This window comes from Muriicola sp. (assembly GCF_049669965.1).
In the GTDB taxonomy this organism is placed as follows: domain Bacteria; phylum Bacteroidota; class Bacteroidia; order Flavobacteriales; family Flavobacteriaceae; genus Muriicola.
Window position 1 is genome coordinate 1 of sequence record NZ_JBATLB010000305.1, and the last position, 23,212, is coordinate 23,212.

Consider the following 23,212-nt stretch of genomic DNA (forward strand, 5'->3'; position numbering starts at 1 on the left):
GCTGGTATTTGGGGAGCTACCCTATCATCTGCTTTAGGGGGTATTCTTGGCGGACCAAGGATTTTGCAGGCTATGTCTATAGATAAAGTAACACCAAAAGTGTTTTCTAAAGGAAAAGGGCGTAACAATGAACCCGTTAATGCCCTTATAATGGTATTCATTATTGCCGAAGCTGGGATTTTAATTGGAGAATTAGATGTTATAGCCCGCGTAGTTTCTATGTTTTACCTAACTGCTTATGGTTTTATAAATATTGCTTTTTTTCTTGAGAACTGGGCAAATCCTGATTTTCAACCAACTTTTAAAATTAAACGCTGGATTGGCTTACTTGGTTTTTTTGCCTGTTTTGCTATTATGTTTAAGTTAGACATGATTGCCATGATTGCTGCCTTGGCAATTATTGCAAGTCTATACTTTTGGTTGCAACGCAAAGAGGTGAAAATTCAATCAAATGATGTATGGCGAAGTGTTTGGGAAAATATTGTGAATAAAGGCTTAAAAAAAATAAACGCCAATCCCGAAGTCAACTCTAGTTGGAATCCTAATATCATTTTGTTTAGTGGCCGAAGTGAACACCAATCGTATTTATTAGAATTGAGTAAAACTGTTTCCGGTCGCACAGGTATAGTAACAAATTTTAAACTCATTGTAGATAAAGACAATACTAAACCTCTGAAGAAAACTGAACAAATTGTTACAGACGATATGTATTCGGATCTGGGCATCTTTGCCAGGCAAATTAAAGTAGACAATATCTATAATGGCATTAAGAATATATCTACTACGTTTGGCTTTTCAGGTGTTGAACCTAATACCATCATGATGGGTTGGCCAAAAGGGTTGGAAGACTCCAAAGAATATGCCGAAATGACAGAGGTCCTTCTCCATTTGGATTATAATTTACTATATCTGGATTTTGATAACAAAACAAAATTTGGAAATTATAAAGCTGTCGATTTATGGTGGCGCGAAACCGATAGTAAAAATGCAGAAATGATGCTTAATATTGCACGTTTTATTATTGCCTCCCCTCGTTGGCAGGATACCAATATTAGAGTGTTGTTTGTTAATAATAACAATGTAGATACTACCATTATTTACAATAAAATATACAAGCTTGTTCAGGATTTGCGCGTAAACGTAGAAATTGAAATCATTGATAATGCTGTACAGCAAATAGCGTTTTACGACCTGATTAAGAAATATTCTGCTGCTACCGATTTAACTTTGGTTGGTATTCCCAATTACAAGATTGAGCAGCAAGCGGAATTTATAGTTAAGACCAATCAGCTATTTGAGACTATTGGCTCCACACTTTTGGTAAAAGCTGCTAATAATTTTAATGTGTTGGACCTGAATTTTGTTAAAGAAAAGTAATAAAATATACTTATAAGAGTCTTCCCTCCCATTACCGTTCATTGGTAGTATATTTGCGCTGTATAAGCACCTGGATTCCACAGTGCAATAGTAATAGGAAAAAGATATGGCGTTTAAAAAATTGCATGCCCATTTACTGGAAAGATTAGAACTTTTTTCTATAGAAACCCCTACTCCTCTACAAAAAACCAGTATTCCTGTCATAAAAAGCGGCGCCAATGTCTATTGTACCGCTCCCAACGGCAGCGGAAGAACAACCACCCTGATACTTACGACCCTCAATAAGCTAAAATGTGAGGCCGAGGGAAATGCACCAAGAGCCATTGTACTGGTTGAAAACAAGGAAAAAGCCCTGGAAATGTATTCGGCCTTCCTGGCATACGCAAAGTATAGTTCCCTAAGGGTATATGTGGGGTATCAGGAGCTGCATATGGATGTTCAAAAGTCTGAAATATTTGAAGGCATAGACGTTCTTATTTCCACTCCAAAAACCTTACACAAACTGTTCTTATTAAATGGCGTAAGTACTTCACAAGTAATGATATGCTCTATAGATGACGCTGATTTCCTAATTCAAAAAGCCGAGTATACTGCCATGCTTGCCATTACCCAAAGTATACGGAAATGTCAGTATGTGATCTATTCAGAGCGTTTACATCCCAGATTAAAACGTTTTGAGGAGTACTTTATGGAACGGGCCCGATATATAGGAGTAGCAGCAGCAGAATAACAATTTCTCTCGTATACCTTTGCTCCTGCCTTCTGCAATGTGCTAGAAAAGGGAACCTTTATACCACCGTTACACGGATCTTTTTCTTTTTTAAGCGGGTGTTATTTAATTTTTCGACCAATTCATGGGCGATGACTACCGGAACGGCCACAAAGGCACAATCTTGTTTTAGTTCAATAACGCCTAATTGATCTTTGTTAATACCCCCTTGCTTAAAAAACAGCCCGGCAATATCCCCTTTTGAGATCTTATCTTTTCTTCCCCCTGAAAGAAACAGGGTTTCCCAAAACTGTGGTTTAACAGGCGACTTTATTGAAATGTCTATCGGGGTATCGTTTTTAATAAACTCGGGCAAACGCCCCTTGGCCCAATACAAAACGTAGGCCGTGCCTTTGGAATTTACCCGGGCGGTTCTGCCATTTCTGTGGGTAAACTCTTCTACAGTCCTGGGAAGCTCATAATGGATGATATAGTTCATTTCCGGAATGTCTATCCCTCTGGCCGCCAAATCTGTAGCGATGAGGATCTTACAAGTGCCGTTTCTAAATTTGATTAATGAGCGTTCTCTGTCTCTCTGCTCCATCCCCCCACTGAAACAAGTATAGTAAATTCCGTGTTTATCCAAATAGGCACTCACCACATCAATACTGTCCTTTAAATTGCAAAAAATAATTCCGGGTTCATTACCGATATGGTGCAAAAGATCTAGCAAGGTTTGCAGCTTATTTTTATCTGCAGCAACTACCGTTTTAATAGCCAGTTTAGATGCTGTATTGTCTTTTAGATAATTGACGATCCTGGGTTTATCCAAACGAACAAAACCGGGAATGGTGACCCCCATGGTGGCAGAGGTCAAAATGCGTTTGTTTATATAAGGTAATTGACCTATGATCTCGCTCATCTCCTCCTCAAAGCCCGTTTCCAACGACTTATCGAACTCATCTAGCACAAGGGTTTTAATGCTTGCTTTTGAATACCGTTCACTTCTAAAATGATCTGCAATTCTACCAGGTGTTCCTATTAATATAGCCGGAATGTGTTTTAATTCTATTTTGTCTTTAGACATGGGTCGGCCCCCATAAACGGCATTCACCTTAAACCCCGAACCCATATTCCGCACTACCTGCTCAATTTGTATGGCCAGTTCCCGGGAAGGCACCAGAATTAATGCCTGTACTTCCGAACATTCCGGATCCAGGGATTCAATAATTGGCAAGAGAAAAGCCAGGGTCTTACCCGTGCCTGTGGGGGAAAGAAGAATAGTATTCGTCGTTTTCTTAATAACGGAAATGGCTTCTTCCTGCATCGGATTCAAGGCCGCGATTTTTAACTTCTCTAAAATATCCTGTTGTTCTCTGATGTTATTAGCCATACGAATTACTTCTTTTGAGAAGTTGGTTTTTCAATAGTGTCAGCTTTCCTTTGTGAATAAGTATCTGCGACTACTTTTTCTATCAATTCTTCTTTTGTTAAATGATGAAACAGGATCTTTATTTTTTCTTTTGTTTCTTCGGAAATGGTACGGTTAGGCTTGGTCTTAAATACTTTTTTAGCCCACAATACCAAATTTGTTTCTTCCCTGTTTTCAGGGTTTTGCTTTTTAAGTTCGGTAAAAACAAGGCCCAATTCTCTTTCAAAATCTGGGATCTTGCTGAGTTCTTCCTGCTGAATGATGCTAACGGAAAGTCCCTCTGATCCTGCTCTGGCCGTTCTGCCACTTCTGTGCACATAGGCTTCATAGGTGTCTGGCAGATGGTAATTTACTACGTAGGAGGTTTCTTTTACATCAATTCCTCTGGCAGCCAGATCGGTAGCAATAAGAATATCTATGTATCCTTCCCGGAACTGTCCCATGATGCGGTCTCGTATTCCCTGGGATAAACTACCGTGAATAGCGCCCGATGAGATCTTGCTTATGGCGAGTTTCTTTGCCAATTTATTGACGGCTGCCTTTGTTCTACAGAAAATAATACCACGTTCTCCTTCCTTAGAATTTAAAAAATGAAGTAATACTTCGAGCTTTTCTATGGGCTCCACTACTACATATTGATGTTCGATGCCTTTGTGTCCCATTTGGGCCATATCTGCTTCCAGATTCACCACATGTTTTGACATATAATTCTGTATCATTTGTTTTACGGTGCCGGGCATGGTGGCGGTAAATAGTATAGTTCTGCGCGATTTTGGAATCTCGGAAACAATGATATCCAGGTCTTTCTGCAACGCACTTACCATCTCATCGGCTTCATCCAAGACCAGATATTTTACCTTTTCTATGCTGACGGCCTTGCGTTGTACCAGGTCTATTAATCGCCCTGGTGTGGCCACCACAATATGTGTCACTTCTTGTAAGCGTTCAATTTGAGGTTTAATGGGAATACCTCCACAAACGGAAGCAATAGAGATAGCAGGGCTATGAGTGGCAAAAGATAGCAGATTGGTATAAATCTGTTGGCCCAACTCTCTGGTTGGTGCCAGAATTACGGCCTGCACTTCCGTATTTTTTGTATTGATCAATTGTAATAAGGGCAAACCAAATGCGGCCGTTTTGCCTGTTCCCGTTTTGGCCAGGGCAACCAAATCTTCTTTTTGATGTAATAGTGCCGGGATCGTTTTCTTTTGAATATCTGTGGGGACAGAAATTTTTAGATCAACCAAGCTTTGCAGCAGTGGCTTGTTAATTCCTAAATCGGCGAAAAGGTCAGACATAGAATAGATTTCAGCAAATATAGGCAGATGCCGCTGGGGAATCGAATTTATATATAGGCCTTCTACAAGGTTGCTACAAAAATTGGTATCTTTAATGAAATCTTGTACGTAGTACAGGAGTTATTTTAGTAAATCTAAACCCTTTGATTTTATGAGACGTTTTAAAGAACTTAAGTTCGCTGCTTTATTGGTGCTATTGGTTACTTTTCTGGGCGCAGGTGCCCTTACCTCCTGCCGTGATACCAAGAAGAAAGAGGACACAGAAATGCACGATGAGCATGCCGAGGGAGATGAACACCCGGAAGGCGAAGAACACCCAACCGAAGAAGGTGACGAACATCCTGCTGGCGAAGAGCATCCTACCAAGGATACCATCCCAAACTAAAAAGCTTAGTTTACTGCGGTATCTTCCGCTGCTTTCCTGCTAAAAGAAAAAGTTGTTTTCGGGAAAGCAGGACGGTCCCCTATTTCCATCACCGGATAGGCTAAAAAGTTGATAGGGCCACCAGAGGGACCGGGGTCTAACATCAGATCGCGCCCTTGGGTAAATTCAATCCTGTTTGCCGGATGCCTGCCAAAATAGTAGGTGGCCAGCGCCGTGTACTTATTGGCTTCGCTAATATCTACAGGCCACCATTTTCCTTCTGCATAAAATTCGGCCCAGCAATGGTAGCCGTCAATTCCTCCTTCATCACGATCTGAGGGGATGGCGGCACCAACCGCAAAGCGCGATGGAATGCCTGCCGATCTGGCCAGGGAAATAAAGAGGGAATGGAACTCTGTACAATTCCCGGTTAAGGCATCGCAGGCGTATACCGCATCACCCGTACCATAGGTCCCGGCCTTAATGTATTTCATATTGTCAATGATATAATCGTATAAGGCACGGGCCTGCATTATGCTTCCTTCTTTCCGTTTGTCTCCAATGATAGAATCGGCCAGGATCTCAAAACGATCACCAATAGGCATCAGTAAATTGGCATTTAAATATCTCTTAGGTTCCGAATCTTCTTCGTAGGGTTGTTTCTCCTGCCGCACTGTGCCATAGGTAAGTTTCACACTTTGTTCGCTCTGTTCAGGGGAAAGCTCCATATAGAGAATAGCATTACCATATTCCTTCTCTTTGAGCATTTGATAGGCCGCCGGAGCCTCTATACTTAATATCTCAATGGTTTGGAAGCGATCGGTTTGCGGTACAGGGATCCATATCCTTGCCGTTTCGGTTATTTCCGGCAGGGTAAGCTCATAGTTAAATACAAATTGGTCCTCCCCTTCTTTAACGCCCAGTAAGCCTTTGGAAGCATTTTGCACCGGCATTCTGTACCAGGTCTTGTCCTTGCGCTGTTTCCAGGTATAAAAGGGTTTTCCGTTGAGTTTATGAAGCGTGGTTTCGGTGACGGTCATACTCCCCGGATCTCCTTCCAGGAAAAAATCGACATCATAGACATCCCCACTTACATCCGCCAGATCCACACATGCAAAATGACGTTGAGGCCCTAAATTAGAAAGGTATTCCGTATGCACCCGCACCAATTGCAAGCGGAGTTCCTTATCTTCCGTAGACATATTAAAATAGCCTCCCCCCTCTTCTACTTTTTTGGCAATATTGGCCTTGATCCCGGCCTCAATATCGGCGGTTACCACTTTGGGAATGTCCGTAACGGCAAGTGCTTGTTCTTTAGAGGCTTGCTTTGTATCCGTTTTGCAACCCATCATGGCAATTAGCATAAAGGCAAAAACTAGGGAAGTGTATTTCATGTGTAACTTTACTTTTAACTACAATGAAATTACAATAATTCTATGGTTCTCCCAATACCGAGATACCTCCCAGATCATCTCAACCGGATTTTTTCATTTTTTTATACTAGCTTTATAAGGTAATTCCCTTACAACCAACCGCTGTGATCAACTTTTTTAGAAACATCAGAAAACGCCTTGCCAACAACAACCAATTCGGGAGATACTTTCGATATGCGTTCGGGGAAGTGGCCCTCATAATGGTCGGTATTTTTATGGCCCTGCAGTTGCAAAACTGGAATGAAAGGCGGCAGCAGGAAATAGAATTCAATGTTATTCTGGAACAAGTGTACAATGCCGTTTTTTATGACGTAGAAAAATTTGAGAGCCAGATGGGTCGTATGAACAATCAAATACAAAGACTAGACACTATTATTCAATTTTCAGACTCCATCCCCAAAAAATACCTGCCCTATGCTCTATATGATACTGGCTTCGATAATTTTAAGTTGTACCAATCGGATGTGTTTTTCTATGCGAACGACTTACAGTCTGATTATCAGAATATAGAACGCAATGAGCTGATCAAGCAAATTTCGGGCTATTTAAGTTTAGTTAGAACCAGTGGAGGTAATGTCTACGACATCAATAATGATATGCTTTCCAATTTTTTAATTTCGGAAGACCTCGCCTTTCCCGAAATGAATCGCGAAGATCTCAATGAGGGGTGGATTTTTTACGACTCCCTGTATTATAGCCAGGCTCGTTTGGATCAATTACAGAAAGATCTTAGAACTGAGAAATACCAGGCCGTCCTTAAGACCTACCGAAGTCAGAAAATTGCCTACAAAAGGGGCGCGCAGGCCAAGTTTAATAATGGCACTTCTATCCTGAATCTGATCAAGGCTTACAACCCGGATGTTCGGGTCATTTATGAAAACGTAGGTATTATAGGAACTGCCCTGGACGGCTATGATGATGTGGGAGGCAGATCTACCCCCATGCAGCGAACAGATGCTGAAAACAGTATCTGGGAAGTGGAGCTTTACTTAAAACAAGGTACCTTAAAGTTCAGATGCAATGATAGTTGGCTTCGAAATTGGGGAGCAAGTTATTCAGAAGAAAACTATCTCTCCGGAGAAGCCATGCCCGATGGGAATAATATTTATGTAGAAGAAGGTACTTACCATGTCAAACTCGATCTGAGTAACTATACCTACGAGTTTACCAAGCTCAACAAATAAAACAAGCTTGGGGCTGTACTAAATAATACTGGCTATTGTTTTGTAGCCTCCACTATTTTTTGCAACATCTCCCTGGCATGGACCGCTGTCTCACCCTCAGGGTCTAATTCGATGGCTTTTTGGTAGAATTCTTTGGCTTTAGTGCTGTCTCCCAATTTCCACCAGGCCTCCGCCAGGCTATCCCAGGCATTGGCAGAATCAGGGAATAATTCTGTATTCAGATTAAAAATAAACAGGGCTTCATCGAACTGTTTTGACGACATCATAGCATAGCCTGCCTTGTTAAACTCCGCTTCAAAGTCGAAAAACTTATAAGAGGGATCTTTTAGCATCCGTGCTGCTTCTGGTTTTATCAACTCGGCCTTGCCACTGGTAAACAACTGGGTAAAATAGTTCATAGGATTCGTAATAAAATCCGAACCCATAGACGCCATAGCAGCTTCCAAGGCCGGATCCTGATTGGTTCTATACTGCTCAAAGGTCATCCCTGTGGCTATTTGTGGGTCCAGGGCCGGTCTGTTCTCCCATTGTGGCTTATCTTGCCACCAGGCAAAGGACAAATAAGCATTCATCTTGGTATTGGGAAGGGTAACCGGACTGTTATCCCCATAAAAATTGATATTCTCAGCGGTAGGTTCCCCAATAAAAATAGCATTAGTATACGTATGTAACTCATTTACCAGATTCTGGCAGGCCGAAAACGTCCTCCGCCCTATGATCACCATAAACTTACCAGGCTGATTTATTTTTTTATTGGCAATTACCCCGGTTACTATGGGCTTGTTCTTATAGTTATTTCCCCCACCATTTAAGCGAACATCCAGTATGAGTTTTTCTACTTCGTTCTTGTCTATAAAATCAAAAACTTCGGCATAAAATTCCGGTATAGCCTGGATGGAATCGTCCATAATCTGACTATGCCGTACATAGACAGTTTTGTGTTCTGGTAAATATTCATAATAATAGATCTTATCAAGGTTCTTTAAATACAAAGGAGTTGTACTAAGATCGCGGGCTTCTAACCAATCCTCTCCGGGTACTACCATACCGTATTGTCTTGGAAAGCGCTCAAAAGGCACTGCCTCTATTCGTTGCTCAAATTGTCGCCCGTCTTTTTCCAGGGTAAGTAAGACAGAGGTACTCATGGTCTTTAAGACCTTTTGTGCATGCAGAAATTCGGGAAATGTGAGGTAATGTATTCCGTAGGCCTTTACAAACGACTCATTTTCTGCCGGTACTACAGGCCGCATCAGCTTCAAAACCTCTTCAATGGGCATACCTTCAATAGCCAGGAGTTTGGCCCCCAGGGCCTCTTTATAACTCTTATGCACCCCTTGGAGAAAGATGCCATCATCGTACTGATATAAGACTATGGGCATTTCATGATACGGGATAACGCCCTCCCAATAGCCCAAAACCGTATGTCCGTATTCAAAAGAAGCCACTATCTTGTTGAAGCCAACCAAAACCTCATGGTCTGCCATCCGAGGGATTGCCTCGTATAAGGCCTCTACCTTGGCGTCAAAAGCCTCAGCAGTGGTCTTTTTAAAAAGAAAAGGAAAATTCTTATGCACGGTCTGCTGTAAAAACCTAAGGTCTTCTCTGTATTGCTCGCTGGTAAAGGTTGCCTGGGCTTGTATACTCATGGAAATAAACAAGAGACCTATGAGCAGCATTGTTTGTCGAAAAAATGGTTGGTTTTTGGTCATGACTTTATACGTTGTGGATTGTCTTATCGTATTGGTCAGCCAAATCGCTTTTTTGTTACAGTCTAAGGCGCTAGACTACCTTGGTAACCCGAACTTTTACAGATTTGCTGATAGGTGTTCGACTACTATCTGAAAATTGGTTAAAAGGCACCAGCGGATTGGTTTCCGGGAAATAAGCGGCAAGATTCTGGTGGCCGATATATTAATATTAGCCATAAATGCTATAGTATAATTTTATGTAAACATTTTTGGGTTAGGATAATTGTCGGATTGATCTTCCAAACGTTCATCCAGGCAAACAAAGTCCTTCTCAAGAAGTAGCTGCAGGGTAGTATTTGAACTAGTGGTTACCGTGCTTTCAAAGCCTACGGTTTCGTTCACTTCCCACCCCTGAATTTTAAGTTCGCTAATGTGTAAGACGATGGTATTATCTTTATAGCTGGCTTCCATAAATTCCACCTGGCTGCGTTGTACGGCGTAGGTGAGTTCCTGCTCACCAAACTGCACTATCTCTTCAATACTTCCTTTGTCGCATAAGGTTTCCACCTCAGATCTGGTGAGGCGGAAGCGTATAGAATTTCCTTTTATTCTGATCTTCATTCTTTTTTTTCTATGTATTTAAAGGTACAATTTATTCATTTTTTAGGCAGTTATCACCAAATTATTTTAAAGGAAATCTTATCAGTGGCAAAATAGAAAGGGTATAATCTGTCAAAACCAGTATCTTGCCCCTGCAATGAAATCAGGACCAATCTCGACTATTATTTTAGCAGGGATCTTTCTTTTTGGAAGTATCCCCTTGTTGATGGCACAAGACTATTTTGATATTGCCTCCTTTTCCTATACAACTGCACTCAACAGATCATTTGAGGACACTGCAGAGGATAACGCAATTCAGGAATGGAATTTAAACCTGGATGTTCCACTGGTGCTGAGTCCAAAAAATGCTTTGATCACGGGTATTTCTGCGGGTAGTATTACTGTTGGACTCTACCCCTCTTCCATGCCTTCTACCAACTTATATGCAATTAGTTTACGACTAGGCATCAACACAACATATTCCGAGAAATGGTCAGGCACCTATCTCATTATGCCCAAGGTGGCGTCCGATTTTACTTCCGGATTTTCAAGGGGGAGACAGATCGGCGCCATTGGTTTACTGACCAATACCAAAACAAATAAATTAAAGTACACCTACGGGCTGTTTGCAAATACTGAAGAATTTGGGTTGTTAGTAGTCCCAATATTTGGGGTGTATTACAAGTCGGAAAACGATCTTTTTGAAGCAAATGTTCTGTTACCCGTTAGGGTGGACCTCAATTATGAATTGAGCGCAACCACTTCGGCCGGACTCCGATTTGACGGTTTAGGGACCAGTTATGACATTCAAAATCCGGGATTTAATGATCATTACGTAACCAGAGCTTCCAATGAGTTGTATGTATACGGGCAATTAAAATTAACCTCTTCCCTCCTATTGCGAGCTAAATTGGGTTATGCCTTCTTTCGGAATTTTAAGGTGTATGACTCAGATGAAACTATTGACCTGTCTTTAGTGGGGATCTTCTTTGGGGACAACCGTACCGTTTTAAATAGGGATGTTGGTGATGGATTTCAGTTTAAAACGGAATTAGTTTATCGCTTTGACCTGTCCAAAAGGAAAAATTAATCTGTATTTTTAATTAAAACATCTCTCATGAAAAATCTGATAAGGGCCATTGTTGCTGGCTATGGAGCCAAAAAAATTGGTGGGGGTCGCTGTGGATGTATAGGCACCATAGTGGTATTTCTTATCTTGTATTGGCTACTAGGATACGTCTTTAAGGTATTCTAAAGGTTTATACTTCAGAATCCGCTACTTTTGCGGGATGAATTTAAAGCGGCGATCCCAACTAGAATTTGTAGGTCTTATGGCTGCTTTGATGTCTATTGCGGCACTCGCCTTGGACGCCCTGCTTCCTGCCCTTGATATTATCGGGATTGCGGTGGGCACTACCAGTCTCTCCCAAAATCAATTATTAATTACCTTATTTTTTCTTGGCCTTGGTATTGGTCCCTTGCTGTTTGGACCTGTGTCGGATAGTATTGGAAGAAAACCTGTGGTCTATGCCGGCTTTGCCATCTTTATAGGAGCCAGTGTCTTATGTGTGTATGCCCCTAATCTGGAGGTGATGATCACCGGGCGTATACTGCAGGGGATCGCACTTTCTGCCCCCAGAACCATAAGCGTGGCCATGATACGCGATAGGTATAGTGGAGATCAGATGGCACGAATACTCTCTTTTGTGGTAGTCGTTTTTATTTTAGTCCCTATAGTGGCACCCACCATGGGGAAATGGGTTTTGGATGCATTTTGATGGGAAGCCATATTTCATGTACAGGTAGGATTCTCTGTCCTGGTTGCGTTTTGGTTTTGGAAACGACAACCGGAGACGCTGACCCTTGAAAACAGAACCTCATTTAGGATGAACGTATTTGTAAAGGGGTACAAGGAATTGCTGAATTACAAGCAAACTATGGTATTTACCTTTATCTGGGGGTTTATAACAGGTTCTTTTTTGGTATATCTAAGCACTTCACAACAGATTTTCGAAGAACAATACCTTATGAAAGAGTCCTTCCCCTATATTTTTGCCACGTTGGCTATTACCATAGGTGCCGCCACCTTGCTTAACGGCACCTTAGTGCTGCGCTTTGGGATGCTTCGCCTGATAACTATCGCACTGGCATTCTATACATTGATTCCGCTGGTATATGTACTTGTATTTCAATCTGGGGTAAATCCGCCGTATTGGGTGGTTTTGTGCTTTTTTGGGTTAGAATTTTTTGCAGTAGGATTTATTTTTGGAAATTTGCGGGCGCTGGCTATGCAACCTTTGGGTCATATTGCAGGAATTGGAGCAGCACTAACAGGATGTCTGGCCACCCTGATGGCAGTTCCTATTAGTGCGTTTATTGGAAGTTATGTGGTAGATTCTGTTCTCCCGGTTTTTATAGGTTTTCTTATTTGTGGTATTATCTCTTATGGCCTATTGGGATATTTTTATTTATCGAAAAGACAATTTTTAAAGGTGTAAATGATCAGAAGAAACTATCTTGTGTTTTTATTTTATATCAGGAGATTGTAGCTGTTGAATTAATTTTTTATTAATGATTGTTTGGATCGCCTTTATTGCCCTTATCATTGTTTTTCTGGCATTAGATCTTGGGATATTTAACAAACATGACCATATTATACGGAGTAAGGAAGCCGGCTTATGGACTGCCCTATGGGTCACCGTTGCCCTCAGTTTTAGTGCCGTCATCTATTGGTTATTCACGGAAGGTCTGGTAGACAATCCAACTCAAATGACCCCTAATGCAGCCGTAATAAACTATATCACAGGCTATCTTATTGAGTTATCCCTTAGTATTGACAATGTCTTTGTGATCGCTGTTATATTCTCGGCTTTTAGCATTCCACCTTTATATCAGCACAGGGTACTTTTTTGGGGGATTTTGGGCGCTATCATTTTCCGGGCGATGATGATCCTTTTTGGGGTTACGCTTATCAATAGATTTGATTGGATCATTTATGTTTTTGGAGTGTTTCTGTTGTATACCGCTTACAAAATGTTTAAATCCGAGAGTATCAAATTCGATCCGAAAAACTCGCTGGTCTTTAAATTCCTAAGAAAGATTTATCCCCTGACGAGTCATATGAATGGGCACGATTTTTTTATCAGGAGAATGGGGATCAAGGCAGCCACACCTTTGTTTGTAGCCTTAATTGTCATTGAGCTAACCGACATCTTATTTGCGCTAGACAGTATCCCTGCCATCCTGGCAATCACAGCCGATCCATTTATTGTTTTTAGTTCTAACATCCTGGCTATACTTGGCCTGCGATCTATGTATTTTTTGGTGTCCAGAATGTTGAGTAAATTCAGATTTATCAATTACAGTTTGGTGGTGATCTTAGGCTTTGTAGGTCTTAAAATGTTGGCTGCAGAATATGTACATATCCCTTCGTGGATCTCTTTATTGCTTATTGTAGTGTCCCTTGCCTCGGGGATACTTTCCTCTTTGCTAATTCCTGAAAAAACTGTCGAAAAGCATTAATAATCAGGTTCAACCATGAATCTTGGCCTTGCCGATATACGTAAGGATCTCATGTTCTAGCTGTATGACCTTATCGAACTGGCTCTGGTACTCAGCTACATATTCATGACTACTGTTACCCGATTTATGGATTCCGGAAATCAATTGATCATTCTCCAACATCAGATCGTGAAGCGAACGTTTTAAACGCTCCATTTGCTCATAAAGTTTTATCGTTTTTGGAACGCAATGGTACGATTTAAGCTGATGGGATAAAGACAAAAGATAGCGTTGTTGCCTTTCCAGGTATTGGATAGGAGAGGTTGATGCCTGTTGAATTTTAGCGGTTGTGTGAGAATCCTTGATTTCCATGACATGGAGCCTACGGAATTTAGAGCATTTATGTAGGTATCCTTAAGATACGAATTTTCGCCGATTTCATGTTAATAATTAACACAGAATTTTAGCGCGAATTCGTTTTTTGAAGGAGTGGATAATTACTTTGAAAGAGCATTTTGTGTTTACAAATTGGCAAGCGCATTTACAGCTAACAGATCTATGTTATTTTAACATCTATGATCTTTAGAGCATCACCTACCGTTTGCATACTATCCATATCTTCATTTTCCAGGGTAATATTAAAAGCATCTTCCACATCGAGCACTATATCTACAAGATTGGCAGAATTTATATTTAATTCTTTAATAAAATGACTCTCTGGCTTTATAGACGCTGCAGAAACATCTTCTGGCAGATAGGGTTCAATAATCTCTTTTAGCTTCGTATACCGTTCTTCTTTTGTCATGATTTATTTATTAAAGCGTTTAAAGATCACACATGCATTTACATCGCCAAAACCAAAACTGGCTTTCGCGATTACTTCGGGGGCCTTTGCAATAGTGTTTAGTGGAACTCTGGAAGGATCAACCCATCTGGAAATATCAGGATGCAGGTCCTCACAATTCGCATTGCCATAGATCAGTCCGTTTGAAATCTGTAACACAGAACCTATGCATTCAATACTTCCTGCAGCAGCAAGGCAATGGCCAATAATCCCTTTGAATGAATTAATATAAGGAAATTCATCCGTATCCCTGCCTAAAGCGATTTTCCAATTCTCAATTTCTACCGGATCCTTTGCGGTGGCTGTTAAATGACCATTGATGGCGTCTATGTCTGTGGCGGATATATGACTGTCCTTAATGGCGTCCTGAATACAGCGCTGCACTGCCAGACTGTTGGGAGCTGTCATAGTACCCCCGTTTCGTTGCCCTCCGCTGTTTATATTACCGCCCAGTACTTCCGCATAAATAGTTGCATTCCGGTTTAGAGCACTTTCGAGCGACTCCAATACAAGGGCCCCTGCCCCACTTCCGGGAACAAAACCGGCAGCAGTGGCACTCATGGGCCTGCTGCCAAGTTCTGGTGCATCATTAAAATTTCTGGGCAGGATCCTCATAGCATCAAAACCTCCCCAAACGTAGGGTCCGCTATCACTGCAGCTCCCGGTTAGTATTCGTTCGGCCTTACCGGATTTGATTCGATCATAAGCCATTAAAATTCCCTCGGTGCCAGTGGTGCACGCCGATGAATTGGTCGTTACCTGGTTTCCACATCCCAGCATACCTCCTAAATAGGCACTGATGCCACTCGCCATGGTTTGTATCACAGAAGTACTCCCTAATCTCTTTGTGTTGCCTTCATCAATAAGATAAATCGCCTCCCGCAGCTTGTCTATTCCTAAAATTCCTGTCCCAAAGATCACCCCACTATCCCAATCCGTATCATTCTCTCCGGTAGGCTGCAAACCGGCATTCTTCCAGGCATCTGATCCGGCCATTACCCCGTATAATAGTCCTGTGGCTTTTAATCCCCGCTGCTCTAATGATGTAAAGTAAGAATTTATATGTTCTTCTGTAAGTTTCGGTTTACCAGCAATTTGACATCCAAATTTTAGTTCCTCAAGTACCGGCTGAAATTCAATACCACTTTGCCGGGCATCCAATGCCCTGGAAAAAGAGGCGATATCCAATGCATTAGGTGCACACACCCCAAGTCCTGTGATCACTACCCTCTTACGCATCACTTTTTAATTTAAGCATCCCGGCAATTGTGCCCTTGCAGACTATTTGATCCCTGTCATTGTACATGACCACCTTGCATTTCAACTTTGAAAAACGGAAATATATCTTTTCTGAAACAACCCTCACCTTTTCATTGGGATAAACCGGCAGCAAATATTCCATTTCCGCACTACTCATCCCTATTTGAAACCCTTCTGTGTCTATCTCCCCCTCTTTTGTCAGTAAATAGATGCCCAGACATACCATGCCAATCTGTGCACAGCATTCCGTGAGAATTACACCGGGGGTCACTGGAAGGTTTTTAAAATGTCCCTGATAAAAGGACAAATTATCTTTAAAGGTATATACCCCTTCTGCACTATTTTCGGTGATTTTCAAAAGCGAATCCACAAACAAAAATGGCTCAGTATAAGGTAATTTTTTTAAGATGCCATTTATTTTCATCATCGTAAACTCTCACCTCCATCTGCTTTTATAATGGTCCCAGTGATCCATTTCGCCTCTTCGAGGCTTAACAAATACACCGTATTGGCTACATCTTCGGGCGTGGTGATACGACCTGAAGGATTTCGTTCTTTGGCACTTTGCTTTATGATCTCACTATTTGGAATCATGGCAAAAGAGCCTGTTTCGGTAATTCCGGCTTGTACGCAATTGGCTTTTACTCCCAAAGAAGCCAGTTCTAGCGCCATACTGCGCGTTAGTGCCTCCAAGGCAACCTTGGCCACCGAGACGGCCCCATAGCCTGGTATAACTCTTGTGTTTCCCTCGCTGGTAAAAGAAATGACACGCATATCGGGATCTTGTAACTTTGCTGCCAGCACTTCCTGTACCCATTCGTACATACTAAGCGCCATCGCCTTAAAGGTGATCTCAATATCCTGGGCAGATAAATGGAGTCCAGAATCGGCATTCATAGGCTTCATACTGCCTTTGGCAATGCTATGAACCAGCATTTTTACAGTATCTCCTTTCTCCATCAAAGCACCTAGATGCGCAATAATTTCCTTTCTTTTTTCAGCTTTTACGGCATCTGCATTCACTGCGTAAAACTTGGCTGCATCTCTTTTGATTTGTTCAAAAGCTTTTTCAATGCGTTCCATATCGGCCCGTCTATCGCGATGTACAATACAAATGGCATATCCGTGCTTTGCCATTTTGCGGGCGGTAGCGAGGCCTAAACCTTTACTCCCGCCTAATATGAGTACCCATTGCCTGGATGTTTTTCCCGCCATTTAATTCTTTCTTTTCCGGAAGTATTAAGTTACATTAAATTGATCTCTTAACCTTGTTTTACCATTCTAATAAGACTCTTTGGGCCGAAAATCCTGGTCCGAAGCTTAGTACAAGTCCTTGCTCCCCGCTAGCTATTTTCTTTTCCATAAATCGTTCCAGGACATATAAAACCGTTGCGCTACTCATATTCCCATAAAGTCGCAATGTTTCTCTGGTATCGTCTATATTCTTCCCAAACTTTCCAAAAAGGTCCTCAACTGTTTGGACGATCTTTCTGCCTCCGGGGTGGAAAATAAGGTGCTCTACCTTTTCAATTGAACTGTTGTGTTTCTTGAGAAAAGGATGCACAATGGTCGGGAAATGCTCGGAGATGGTTTCTGGAACTACGGGGTCCAGGATCATTTTTAGGCCAGTATTGACCAGATCAAAACCCATTAAATGGGTCGCGTCCTTAAAATGATACATCTCCTCCCCTATAATTGCCGGACCCGTTGCTTCTTCTTCTGAAGAAAGTAACACACAGGCTGCTCCATCCCCGAAAATGGCCGCACTTACCATATTGGCCATAGAAAAATCGTCTAATTGAAAGGTTGCTGTGGGGCTTTCTACTGCGATAACGGCTGCTCTCTTACCAGGATTGGATCGCAAAAAATTACTGGCATAGATCATCCCTGATACTCCTGCCGCACAGCCCATCTCGGTGACGGGTAAACGCACAATATCTTGCCGTAAGCCAAGATCGTTAATGATGTAAGCATCCAGAGAAGGGATCATAATTCCGGTACAACTTACCGTAATAATATAATCTAAGGATTCCGGGGTCCACCGCGTTTTTTTGAGGGCCTTTTTCAGAACAGTTGTTCCCAATTTTTTTACTTCACGGATATAGATATCATTTTTTTCTTCAAATGAAGTAGCTGTAAAAACCTCTTCAGGGTGCATGATCCCATATCTTCGATCTACCCCTGCTCCTTCAAAAATTTTCAGGACTTTTCGTCTGAACCTATTTTCCTGCCCGGCAAGCCAAACCTCCACTAAGGGTAAAATGTCTTTTGTGTCTTTGTAGTAAGGCGGAAGCTCTTTGGCAACAGACACAACATGTACTTTATTCATAGCAACTTAAGTATTTTGATGACGCAGGGTCCACTCGTACCGAAAGGCCCATCTCCAGGTAACTTCAGAAGACATCTCGGGCACAGATTTGGCGAACTCATTAAAATCATTTTTGGTAAATCCACTCATGATGGAGACCAATCCGTCATGCCTGGCAACAGCAGTTTTAATAACCACCTTACTAAACACTTTAAAAAGGGCGTAGGCAATTTTGCTCCTGTCAAGATCATTTATAATAACTCCAATGTTGGTTAACACAGCAAATTTTTTTACAAAAGTACGGATCTCTTGCAGTGAAAAATGGTGTAGTGTTAAAGTGCAAAGTAGGATGTCACATTCAAATTCTTCCGGCTTTAAAGAAAATACATCCTTCTGTAGATAGCTGATGTCTGGAAAGCTAGTACTGAGTTCTCTGGCTATTTTGATAGATTTTGAATTCAGGTCGAGCCCTATTAATCTAACCTCTACCCCTTTTTTCTTGCATTGAGAAGCCACTTCTCGCAGCATGCTTCCGTCTCCACATCCCATATCCATGATGGTGTATATTTTTTTGGGATGGCTAGCCATCATTCTATCAAGTGCATTGATCGTAATCTGATTCCCGCCCAGCCATCTATTAGCCACTGTTATATCCTTTAGAATGGCCTTAATCTGGACTTCGTCCAAACTTAGATCGTCCATTAGTTCATTTTCGGTACTTCGCTCCTTAAAACGTATCATACTTCCAAGGGTTTACCATGTGTTCTTCTAATAATGCTTTTCAGGATACCTGGAAATACAATTGCTAATGAAAAAAGAACATCTGTGACATAGGGTGTCATTAATAGTTTTTGCAGGCGCCGTCCTGTGCGGACCCTACTTCCAAAGTTACGGCGCCATTGCGCACGGTACTCCTTTTCTACTTCTGCCCTGTTTGTTTTTCCTTCCTTTAAAAAGTTATGAATCGATTCTGAGGCAATTTTAGCACTGTGGATAGCCATCGCCATCCCATTGCCGCATAAAGGATGAATTAGTCCGGCAGCGTCTCCACACATCAACATATGGTCTTCCACGGCATCTTTAGCCTCAAAAGAGACCTGAGCTATACTCAGGGGCTTCTCAAAAATCATTTCCGCCTCTTTTAGAAAGCTGGCAAGATATGGATTACGAGCCACCACCTGTTCATTGAATTCAGGGATGCTTTGAGTTTTTTGGAAACTTTCATAGGTAACCAAATAACAAAAATTAACAGCTCCGGATTCGGTTTTGGACAAACCGGCATAGCCTCCTTCAAAACTGTGCAAGCCAACCAGATCCTCGGGAAATGCATCCCAATGATAGTGGGCTTTTACCGCAAGCCAGGGAGATTTTTTTTCTATAAAGTTACGGGTAAGCATCTTATCCAGGTGGGAACGTTTGCCATACGCACCAATGACGAACCTCGCCTGAAACGACTGTTTGAGATTATTGACGACTGTAAAGACATCTTCTTCGTATTCTACAATTTCAGCAGAGCTAAAAATTACCTCCGCCCCCATCTCCAAAGCCTTTTTATATAAAAAATTATCCAGGGCGAACCGGCTAATACCGATGGCTCCAAGGGGAAGAGCTAATTGAAAAGAGCGTCCGCGCCGGGTGCTAAATTCCAGGGTAGTGATATCTATGTTCGAAGGTAATTGTATTCCCAGCTGACTCAGGTAGGGCAGCACCTCTTTAGAGAGGTATTCGCCGCATACTTTGTGATGCGGATAGGGCTCCTTTTCTAATAGCAGAATGCGATAGCCTTCTTTTCTTAAATGAATGGCCGCCGTTAATCCTGCCAATCCACCTCCAATAATGATCACATCATACCTAACCACTAGCGAAAGATACATATTCCTGCACAAAAAAACCCGACAATAATGCCGGGTTTTCACAAGTATGTTAGAAGTTTTATCCTTTGGTTTTCTGGATGGCCTCTTGTTTGAGTTCTTCGCTGGCTACAATACCAATTTCTACTCGTCTATTCTTTGATTTACCTTCTGATGTGGCGTTATCTGCTACCGGTTGAGCTTCCCCATACCACTTGGTAGTAAAACGGCTGCTGTCTAGTCCCTGGCTAATCAGGTAATTGGTCACAGATTCTGCTCTTAATTTAGAAAGTCCCAAATTATATTCGTCTGTTCCGGCGCTGTCTGTATGCCCTTCAACAAGAATAACGGTCTTTGGATATTCCTTAAAGACACCTGCCAATTTGTTCAAGGTCTCTACAGAGGTTCCCTTGATATTGGATTTGTTGGTGTCAAAATAGACACCGGCTCCTTCATTAAAGGTTACGTTGATCCCTTCACCTACACGGGTAACTTCCGCTCCAGGAATTTCTTCCTGAATACGTTCTGCCTGGCGATCCATACGGTTTCCAATGTATCCACCGGCAACACCACCCACAACACCACCTATAATGGCGCCCAGTACGGTATTTCCTTTTCCAACGTTATTCCCAATAACACCGCCGATCACTGCCCCTCCTGTTGTACCAATGACTGCGCCTTTTTGAGTGTTGTTAGCATTTTTTACTGCATTGCAGCCCAGGCCTAAACTCAGGATCAATACTATGGCGCCTACTTTATTAAACATATTTTTCATTTTTAATTTTTTGTGAATTCATAAACGATGGATACGGATTTAGCGTCGACCATCACATTCGATTTTAAAATCATTTCATTCTCTGTGAGGGTAGCGATGTTTAATCTGTATCCCAAACCACCGGAAATATCATTTCGCTTCTCGTCAATGAATTTAAATTGCAGCTGATTACTATAGTTGGCGGGGTTACTCACCACAGACCATCTGATAAACCTATCTCCTCCTTCACACAGGGAACCTTGTTTAATGGTATATCTGCCCGTACTGTTATTATCTCTAAAAAACCAGTTGCTCTCCTCAAAACAGATGGCATTCGCATCATTAAACACAACTGCTTTAAACATTCCCTGATTGTTCTCATAATGAATATCATTGAGTGTCCAGGTACCACTCAGAAGATTGCGCTGATCCCGGATGTCTTTGGATATCCCACAGGATGAGATAATCATTCCAAGCAAAAATAAACTTGCAAATTTTTTAATCATAATTTAGTTCGTATTGTTTCGCTCATATATACGTTAGAATGAACGCCTTAGTTCATTCAGAGCGAATTCTTTTTATGCGATCTTATAAAGGGCTGAATGGGAATAGATTACAAGCGATGTTCTTATGCTAATAAGCTAACAATGCCGTGAGAACTTCTAAAATACGGGTTTTTGGCAGGTATTGTTCTTCTAATTGTTTGGCAAAAGGAATAGGAGTTTCCATGCTGCCTACTCGTCTTATGGGGGCATCTAAAAATTCAAAGCAGTGTTCCATTACCAGCGATGCTATATCACTCGCAATCCCACCAAACAAACTGTCTTCCTGAACGATCATACATCTCCCTGTTTTCTTCACAGAGGTATACACAGTTTCTATGTCTAAAGGTTGTAAGGTTCTTAGGTCTATCAGATCTGCGGAAATATCGGGATGTTTTTCCAGGATTTCCAATACCCAATGCACCCCCGCACCGTATGTCACTATGGTGATCGATGCCCCGGTAGCAAGGAGATTTGCCTTCCCAAAAGGCAGGGTGTAATAGCTTTCAGGCACATCCTGGTAAATACTTCTATACAGGGCTTTGTGTTCAAAAAACAGCACAGGGTTGGGATCGTTGATAGCCGTTGCCAGTAATCCCTTGGCATCATAAGGAAATGCCGGGTAGACGATCTTTAGACCAGGTGTTTTTGTAAACCACGCCTCATTGGTCTGGGAATGAAAAGGTCCGGCCCCTACTCCTGCCCCACATGGCATTCTGATAACCACATCTGCCGGTTCATTCCAGCGGTAGTGGACTTTTGCGAGATAATTTACTATAGGATTGAATCCGCTGCTAACAAAATCTGCAAATTGCATCTCTACCATGGCCTTCATGTTGTTTAGGGATAGGCCCATAGCCGCCGATACAATACCCGATTCACAAATAGGAGTATTTCGCACCCTCTCTGGGCCAAAAGCCTCCACAAATCCCTCGGTAATTTTAAAAACACCGCCGTAGTCTGCAATATCCTGCCCAAGTAATACCAGGTTGGAATGTCTTTCCATCGATTGGCGCAACCCTTGAGAAATAGCGTCTACCAATCGGATATTAGCTACTTCATTTTTTTCTTTAACCTCTTGATATATAAATTCTTTATAAACATCATTTAATTCATTAGTTGAAGTGCTCTGCACTATATCTTCCTCAAAGGCCCTTTGTAAATTCTGATCTATCTCTTTGAGTATTCCCTGTTTTAAAGCAACTTCTTCAACTTCAGAGATTAATTCCTGCGACTTGAGGTATTGCAAATAATTCTCAATAGGATCTTTTGCTCCCCATTCGTCGAGTAATTGCTGGGGAACATATTTAGTGCCACTGGCCTCTTCGTGCCCCCTCATCCGGAAGGTCTTAAACTCTAAAAGAACAGGTCGCGGACGTTGACGGATACTTTTACTCAGTGCTTTTACCTTGGTATACACTTCAAGAATATTATTCCCATCAATGATATACGATTCAATGCCGTACCCCTTGCCTTTATCAGCTATATGTTTACACCTGAATTGTTCATTCACGGGTGTAGAGAGGCCATATCCATTATTTTCTACGCAGAACAGTACCGGCAGGTCCCATACTGCTGCAATATTAAGTGCTTCATGAAAATCTCCCTCACTGGTTGCTCCTTCGCCTGTAAATACGGCCGTTGCCCTTTTGTTTTTTTGAAGTACATCTGCAAGGGCTATACCATCTGCCACCCCTAATTGCGGGCCTAAATGGGAGATCATCCCCACGATCTTATATTCCAGAGTCCCAAAATGAAAGCTACGATCCCTGCCTTTGGTAAAACCGCTCATTTTCCCCTGCCACTGAGCAAAAAGCCTGAAAAGGGGAATGTTTCTTGTGGTAAAAACTCCCAGATTTCGATGCATGGGTAAAATGTACTCCTCCGGGTCGAGTGCCATGGTTACTCCAACGGAAATGGCCTCTTGTCCAATTCCGCTAAACCATTTGGAGATTTTTCCCTGTCTAAGCAGTATCAGCATTTTCTCTTCTATCATGCGGGGCTTAAGCATGGCCTTATAGAGATCTACAAGAATTTCCGGGGAGAGCCCATGATGTTGAAATTGCAT

23 protein-coding genes and 1 pseudogene are annotated in these 23,212 nt (G+C 41.9%); 8 read left to right on the top strand and 16 right to left on the bottom strand.

What is annotated here, in order from left to right:
* Nucleotides 1-1,377 (top strand): amino acid permease (locus WBM49_RS14885; protein ID WP_424372836.1); only part of this gene is annotated, 1,377 nt, incomplete at its 5' end.
* A 106-nt stretch (nt 1,378-1,483) separates the two neighbouring features.
* Nucleotides 1,484-2,107 (top strand): DEAD/DEAH box helicase, encoded by a 624-nt coding sequence (locus WBM49_RS14890; protein WP_424372837.1) that lies wholly within the window; start codon nt 1,484-1,486, stop codon nt 2,105-2,107.
* Nucleotides 2,108-2,165: 58 nt separating this feature from the next.
* Here WBM49_RS14890 and WBM49_RS14895 read toward each other — a convergent pair whose 3' ends face one another.
* Together WBM49_RS14895 and WBM49_RS14900 are read right to left on the bottom strand one after the other, a co-directional pair.
* Nucleotides 2,166-3,479: a DEAD/DEAH box helicase gene (locus WBM49_RS14895; RefSeq protein WP_424372838.1), complete on the bottom strand. Its 1,314-nt coding sequence runs from the start codon at nt 3,477-3,479 to the stop codon at nt 2,166-2,168.
* Between the two features lie 5 nt (nt 3,480-3,484).
* Nucleotides 3,485-4,816 (bottom strand): DEAD/DEAH box helicase, encoded by a 1,332-nt coding sequence (locus tag WBM49_RS14900; RefSeq protein ID WP_424372839.1) that lies wholly within the window; start codon nt 4,814-4,816, stop codon nt 3,485-3,487.
* A gap of 151 nt (nt 4,817-4,967) precedes the next feature.
* Here WBM49_RS14900 and WBM49_RS14905 point away from each other — a divergent pair, with 151 nt between their 5' ends.
* A complete protein-coding gene (locus WBM49_RS14905) occupies nt 4,968-5,201 on the top strand; it encodes a hypothetical protein (RefSeq protein ID WP_424372840.1) in 234 nt (77 codons plus the stop codon).
* 5 nt (nt 5,202-5,206) lie between these two features.
* On the opposite strand, the gene WBM49_RS14910 is transcribed toward WBM49_RS14905, so the two are convergent.
* A complete protein-coding gene (locus WBM49_RS14910; RefSeq protein ID WP_424372841.1) occupies nt 5,207-6,574 on the bottom strand; it encodes a transglutaminase-like domain-containing protein in 1,368 nt (455 codons plus the stop codon).
* A 143-nt stretch (nt 6,575-6,717) separates the two neighbouring features.
* Here WBM49_RS14910 and WBM49_RS14915 point away from each other — a divergent pair, with 143 nt between their 5' ends.
* Complete coding sequence (locus WBM49_RS14915) at nt 6,718-7,797, top strand: hypothetical protein (protein ID WP_424372842.1); 1,080 nt, start codon at nt 6,718-6,720, stop codon at nt 7,795-7,797.
* Between the two features lie 32 nt (nt 7,798-7,829).
* Here the strand turns inward: WBM49_RS14915 and WBM49_RS14920 are convergent, their stop codons facing one another.
* Nucleotides 7,830-9,506 carry a S41 family peptidase gene (locus WBM49_RS14920; protein ID WP_424372843.1) on the bottom strand — a complete coding sequence of 559 codons (1,677 nt, stop codon included), beginning with the start codon at nt 9,504-9,506 and terminating at the stop codon, nt 7,830-7,832.
* A 234-nt stretch (nt 9,507-9,740) separates the two neighbouring features.
* Complete coding sequence (locus WBM49_RS14925; protein ID WP_424372844.1) at nt 9,741-10,106, bottom strand: DUF7009 family protein; 366 nt, start codon at nt 10,104-10,106, stop codon at nt 9,741-9,743.
* 136 nt (nt 10,107-10,242) lie between these two features.
* Between WBM49_RS14925 and WBM49_RS14930 the strand changes: the two genes are divergently transcribed.
* From WBM49_RS14930 to WBM49_RS14945, 4 genes and pseudogenes are all read left to right on the top strand, one after another.
* Complete coding sequence (locus tag WBM49_RS14930; protein WP_424372845.1) at nt 10,243-11,175, top strand: DUF6268 family outer membrane beta-barrel protein; 933 nt, start codon at nt 10,243-10,245, stop codon at nt 11,173-11,175.
* A gap of 27 nt (nt 11,176-11,202) precedes the next feature.
* On the top strand, nt 11,203-11,340 hold the full coding sequence (locus tag WBM49_RS14935) for a hypothetical protein (RefSeq protein ID WP_424372846.1): 138 nt from the start codon (nt 11,203-11,205) through the stop codon (nt 11,338-11,340).
* An 88-nt stretch (nt 11,341-11,428) separates the two neighbouring features.
* Nucleotides 11,429-12,583: pseudogene (locus WBM49_RS14940) on the top strand (multidrug effflux MFS transporter).
* Between the two features lie 73 nt (nt 12,584-12,656).
* Nucleotides 12,657-13,607: a TerC family protein gene (locus WBM49_RS14945; RefSeq protein ID WP_424372847.1), complete on the top strand. Its 951-nt coding sequence runs from the start codon at nt 12,657-12,659 to the stop codon at nt 13,605-13,607.
* Nucleotides 13,608-13,616: 9 nt separating this feature from the next.
* Here WBM49_RS14945 and WBM49_RS14950 read toward each other — a convergent pair whose 3' ends face one another.
* From WBM49_RS14950 to WBM49_RS15000, 11 genes are all read right to left on the bottom strand, one after another.
* On the bottom strand, nt 13,617-13,958 hold the full coding sequence (locus WBM49_RS14950; RefSeq protein WP_424372848.1) for a hypothetical protein: 342 nt from the start codon (nt 13,956-13,958) through the stop codon (nt 13,617-13,619).
* A gap of 184 nt (nt 13,959-14,142) precedes the next feature.
* Nucleotides 14,143-14,391, bottom strand: a complete 249-nt coding sequence (locus WBM49_RS14955; protein WP_424372849.1) for a phosphopantetheine-binding protein — start codon at nt 14,389-14,391, stop codon at nt 14,143-14,145.
* Nucleotides 14,392-14,394: 3 nt separating this feature from the next.
* Nucleotides 14,395-15,669, bottom strand: coding sequence for a beta-ketoacyl-[acyl-carrier-protein] synthase family protein (locus WBM49_RS14960; protein ID WP_424372850.1), 1,275 nt, complete (start codon nt 15,667-15,669; stop codon nt 14,395-14,397).
* On the bottom strand, nt 15,662-16,117 hold the full coding sequence (locus WBM49_RS14965; protein ID WP_424372851.1) for a 3-hydroxyacyl-ACP dehydratase FabZ family protein: 456 nt from the start codon (nt 16,115-16,117) through the stop codon (nt 15,662-15,664). The genes WBM49_RS14960 and WBM49_RS14965 overlap by 8 nt, the downstream gene beginning before the upstream one ends.
* Nucleotides 16,114-16,905 (bottom strand): SDR family oxidoreductase, encoded by a 792-nt coding sequence (locus tag WBM49_RS14970; protein WP_424372852.1) that lies wholly within the window; start codon nt 16,903-16,905, stop codon nt 16,114-16,116. Before WBM49_RS14970 ends, WBM49_RS14965 begins: the two co-directional genes overlap by 4 nt.
* A gap of 58 nt (nt 16,906-16,963) precedes the next feature.
* Nucleotides 16,964-18,019, bottom strand: a complete 1,056-nt coding sequence (locus tag WBM49_RS14975; protein WP_424372853.1) for a type III polyketide synthase — start codon at nt 18,017-18,019, stop codon at nt 16,964-16,966.
* A gap of 6 nt (nt 18,020-18,025) precedes the next feature.
* Nucleotides 18,026-18,739: a methyltransferase domain-containing protein gene (locus WBM49_RS14980; protein ID WP_424372854.1), complete on the bottom strand. Its 714-nt coding sequence runs from the start codon at nt 18,737-18,739 to the stop codon at nt 18,026-18,028.
* Complete coding sequence (locus tag WBM49_RS14985; RefSeq protein ID WP_424372855.1) at nt 18,736-19,872, bottom strand: NAD(P)/FAD-dependent oxidoreductase; 1,137 nt, start codon at nt 19,870-19,872, stop codon at nt 18,736-18,738. Before WBM49_RS14985 ends, WBM49_RS14980 begins: the two co-directional genes overlap by 4 nt.
* A gap of 58 nt (nt 19,873-19,930) precedes the next feature.
* Complete coding sequence (locus tag WBM49_RS14990) at nt 19,931-20,623, bottom strand: OmpA family protein (protein WP_424372856.1); 693 nt, start codon at nt 20,621-20,623, stop codon at nt 19,931-19,933.
* Nucleotides 20,624-20,625: 2 nt separating this feature from the next.
* Nucleotides 20,626-21,108: a lipocalin family protein gene (locus tag WBM49_RS14995; RefSeq protein WP_424372857.1), complete on the bottom strand. Its 483-nt coding sequence runs from the start codon at nt 21,106-21,108 to the stop codon at nt 20,626-20,628.
* Between the two features lie 127 nt (nt 21,109-21,235).
* Nucleotides 21,236-23,212, bottom strand: a complete 1,977-nt coding sequence (locus WBM49_RS15000; RefSeq protein ID WP_424372858.1) for an alpha-ketoacid dehydrogenase subunit alpha/beta — start codon at nt 23,210-23,212, stop codon at nt 21,236-21,238.

Coding starts and splice junctions, on each gene's coding strand:
- WBM49_RS14890 (WP_424372837.1), top strand. CDS start 1,484: ATGGCGTTTAAAAAATTGCATGCCCATTTACTGGAAAGATTAGAACTT.
- WBM49_RS14895 (WP_424372838.1), bottom strand. CDS start 3,479: ATGGCTAATAACATCAGAGAACAACAGGATATTTTAGAGAAGTTAAAA.
- WBM49_RS14900 (WP_424372839.1), bottom strand. CDS start 4,816: ATGTCTGACCTTTTCGCCGATTTAGGAATTAACAAGCCACTGCTGCAA.
- WBM49_RS14905 (WP_424372840.1), top strand. CDS start 4,968: ATGAGACGTTTTAAAGAACTTAAGTTCGCTGCTTTATTGGTGCTATTG.
- WBM49_RS14910 (WP_424372841.1), bottom strand. CDS start 6,574: ATGAAATACACTTCCCTAGTTTTTGCCTTTATGCTAATTGCCATGATG.
- WBM49_RS14920 (WP_424372843.1), bottom strand. CDS start 9,506: ATGACCAAAAACCAACCATTTTTTCGACAAACAATGCTGCTCATAGGT.
- WBM49_RS14925 (WP_424372844.1), bottom strand. CDS start 10,106: ATGAAGATCAGAATAAAAGGAAATTCTATACGCTTCCGCCTCACCAGA.
- WBM49_RS14930 (WP_424372845.1), top strand. CDS start 10,243: ATGAAATCAGGACCAATCTCGACTATTATTTTAGCAGGGATCTTTCTT.
- WBM49_RS14935 (WP_424372846.1), top strand. CDS start 11,203: ATGAAAAATCTGATAAGGGCCATTGTTGCTGGCTATGGAGCCAAAAAA.
- WBM49_RS14945 (WP_424372847.1), top strand. CDS start 12,657: ATGATTGTTTGGATCGCCTTTATTGCCCTTATCATTGTTTTTCTGGCA.
- WBM49_RS14950 (WP_424372848.1), bottom strand. CDS start 13,958: ATGGAAATCAAGGATTCTCACACAACCGCTAAAATTCAACAGGCATCA.
- WBM49_RS14955 (WP_424372849.1), bottom strand. CDS start 14,391: ATGACAAAAGAAGAACGGTATACGAAGCTAAAAGAGATTATTGAACCC.
- WBM49_RS14960 (WP_424372850.1), bottom strand. CDS start 15,669: ATGCGTAAGAGGGTAGTGATCACAGGACTTGGGGTGTGTGCACCTAAT.
- WBM49_RS14965 (WP_424372851.1), bottom strand. CDS start 16,117: ATGATGAAAATAAATGGCATCTTAAAAAAATTACCTTATACTGAGCCA.
- WBM49_RS14970 (WP_424372852.1), bottom strand. CDS start 16,905: ATGGCGGGAAAAACATCCAGGCAATGGGTACTCATATTAGGCGGGAGT.
- WBM49_RS14975 (WP_424372853.1), bottom strand. CDS start 18,019: ATGAATAAAGTACATGTTGTGTCTGTTGCCAAAGAGCTTCCGCCTTAC.
- WBM49_RS14980 (WP_424372854.1), bottom strand. CDS start 18,739: ATGATACGTTTTAAGGAGCGAAGTACCGAAAATGAACTAATGGACGAT.
- WBM49_RS14985 (WP_424372855.1), bottom strand. CDS start 19,872: ATGTATCTTTCGCTAGTGGTTAGGTATGATGTGATCATTATTGGAGGT.
- WBM49_RS14990 (WP_424372856.1), bottom strand. CDS start 20,623: ATGAAAAATATGTTTAATAAAGTAGGCGCCATAGTATTGATCCTGAGT.
- WBM49_RS14995 (WP_424372857.1), bottom strand. CDS start 21,108: ATGATTAAAAAATTTGCAAGTTTATTTTTGCTTGGAATGATTATCTCA.
- WBM49_RS15000 (WP_424372858.1), bottom strand. CDS start 23,212: ATGCAATTTCAACATCATGGGCTCTCCCCGGAAATTCTTGTAGATCTC.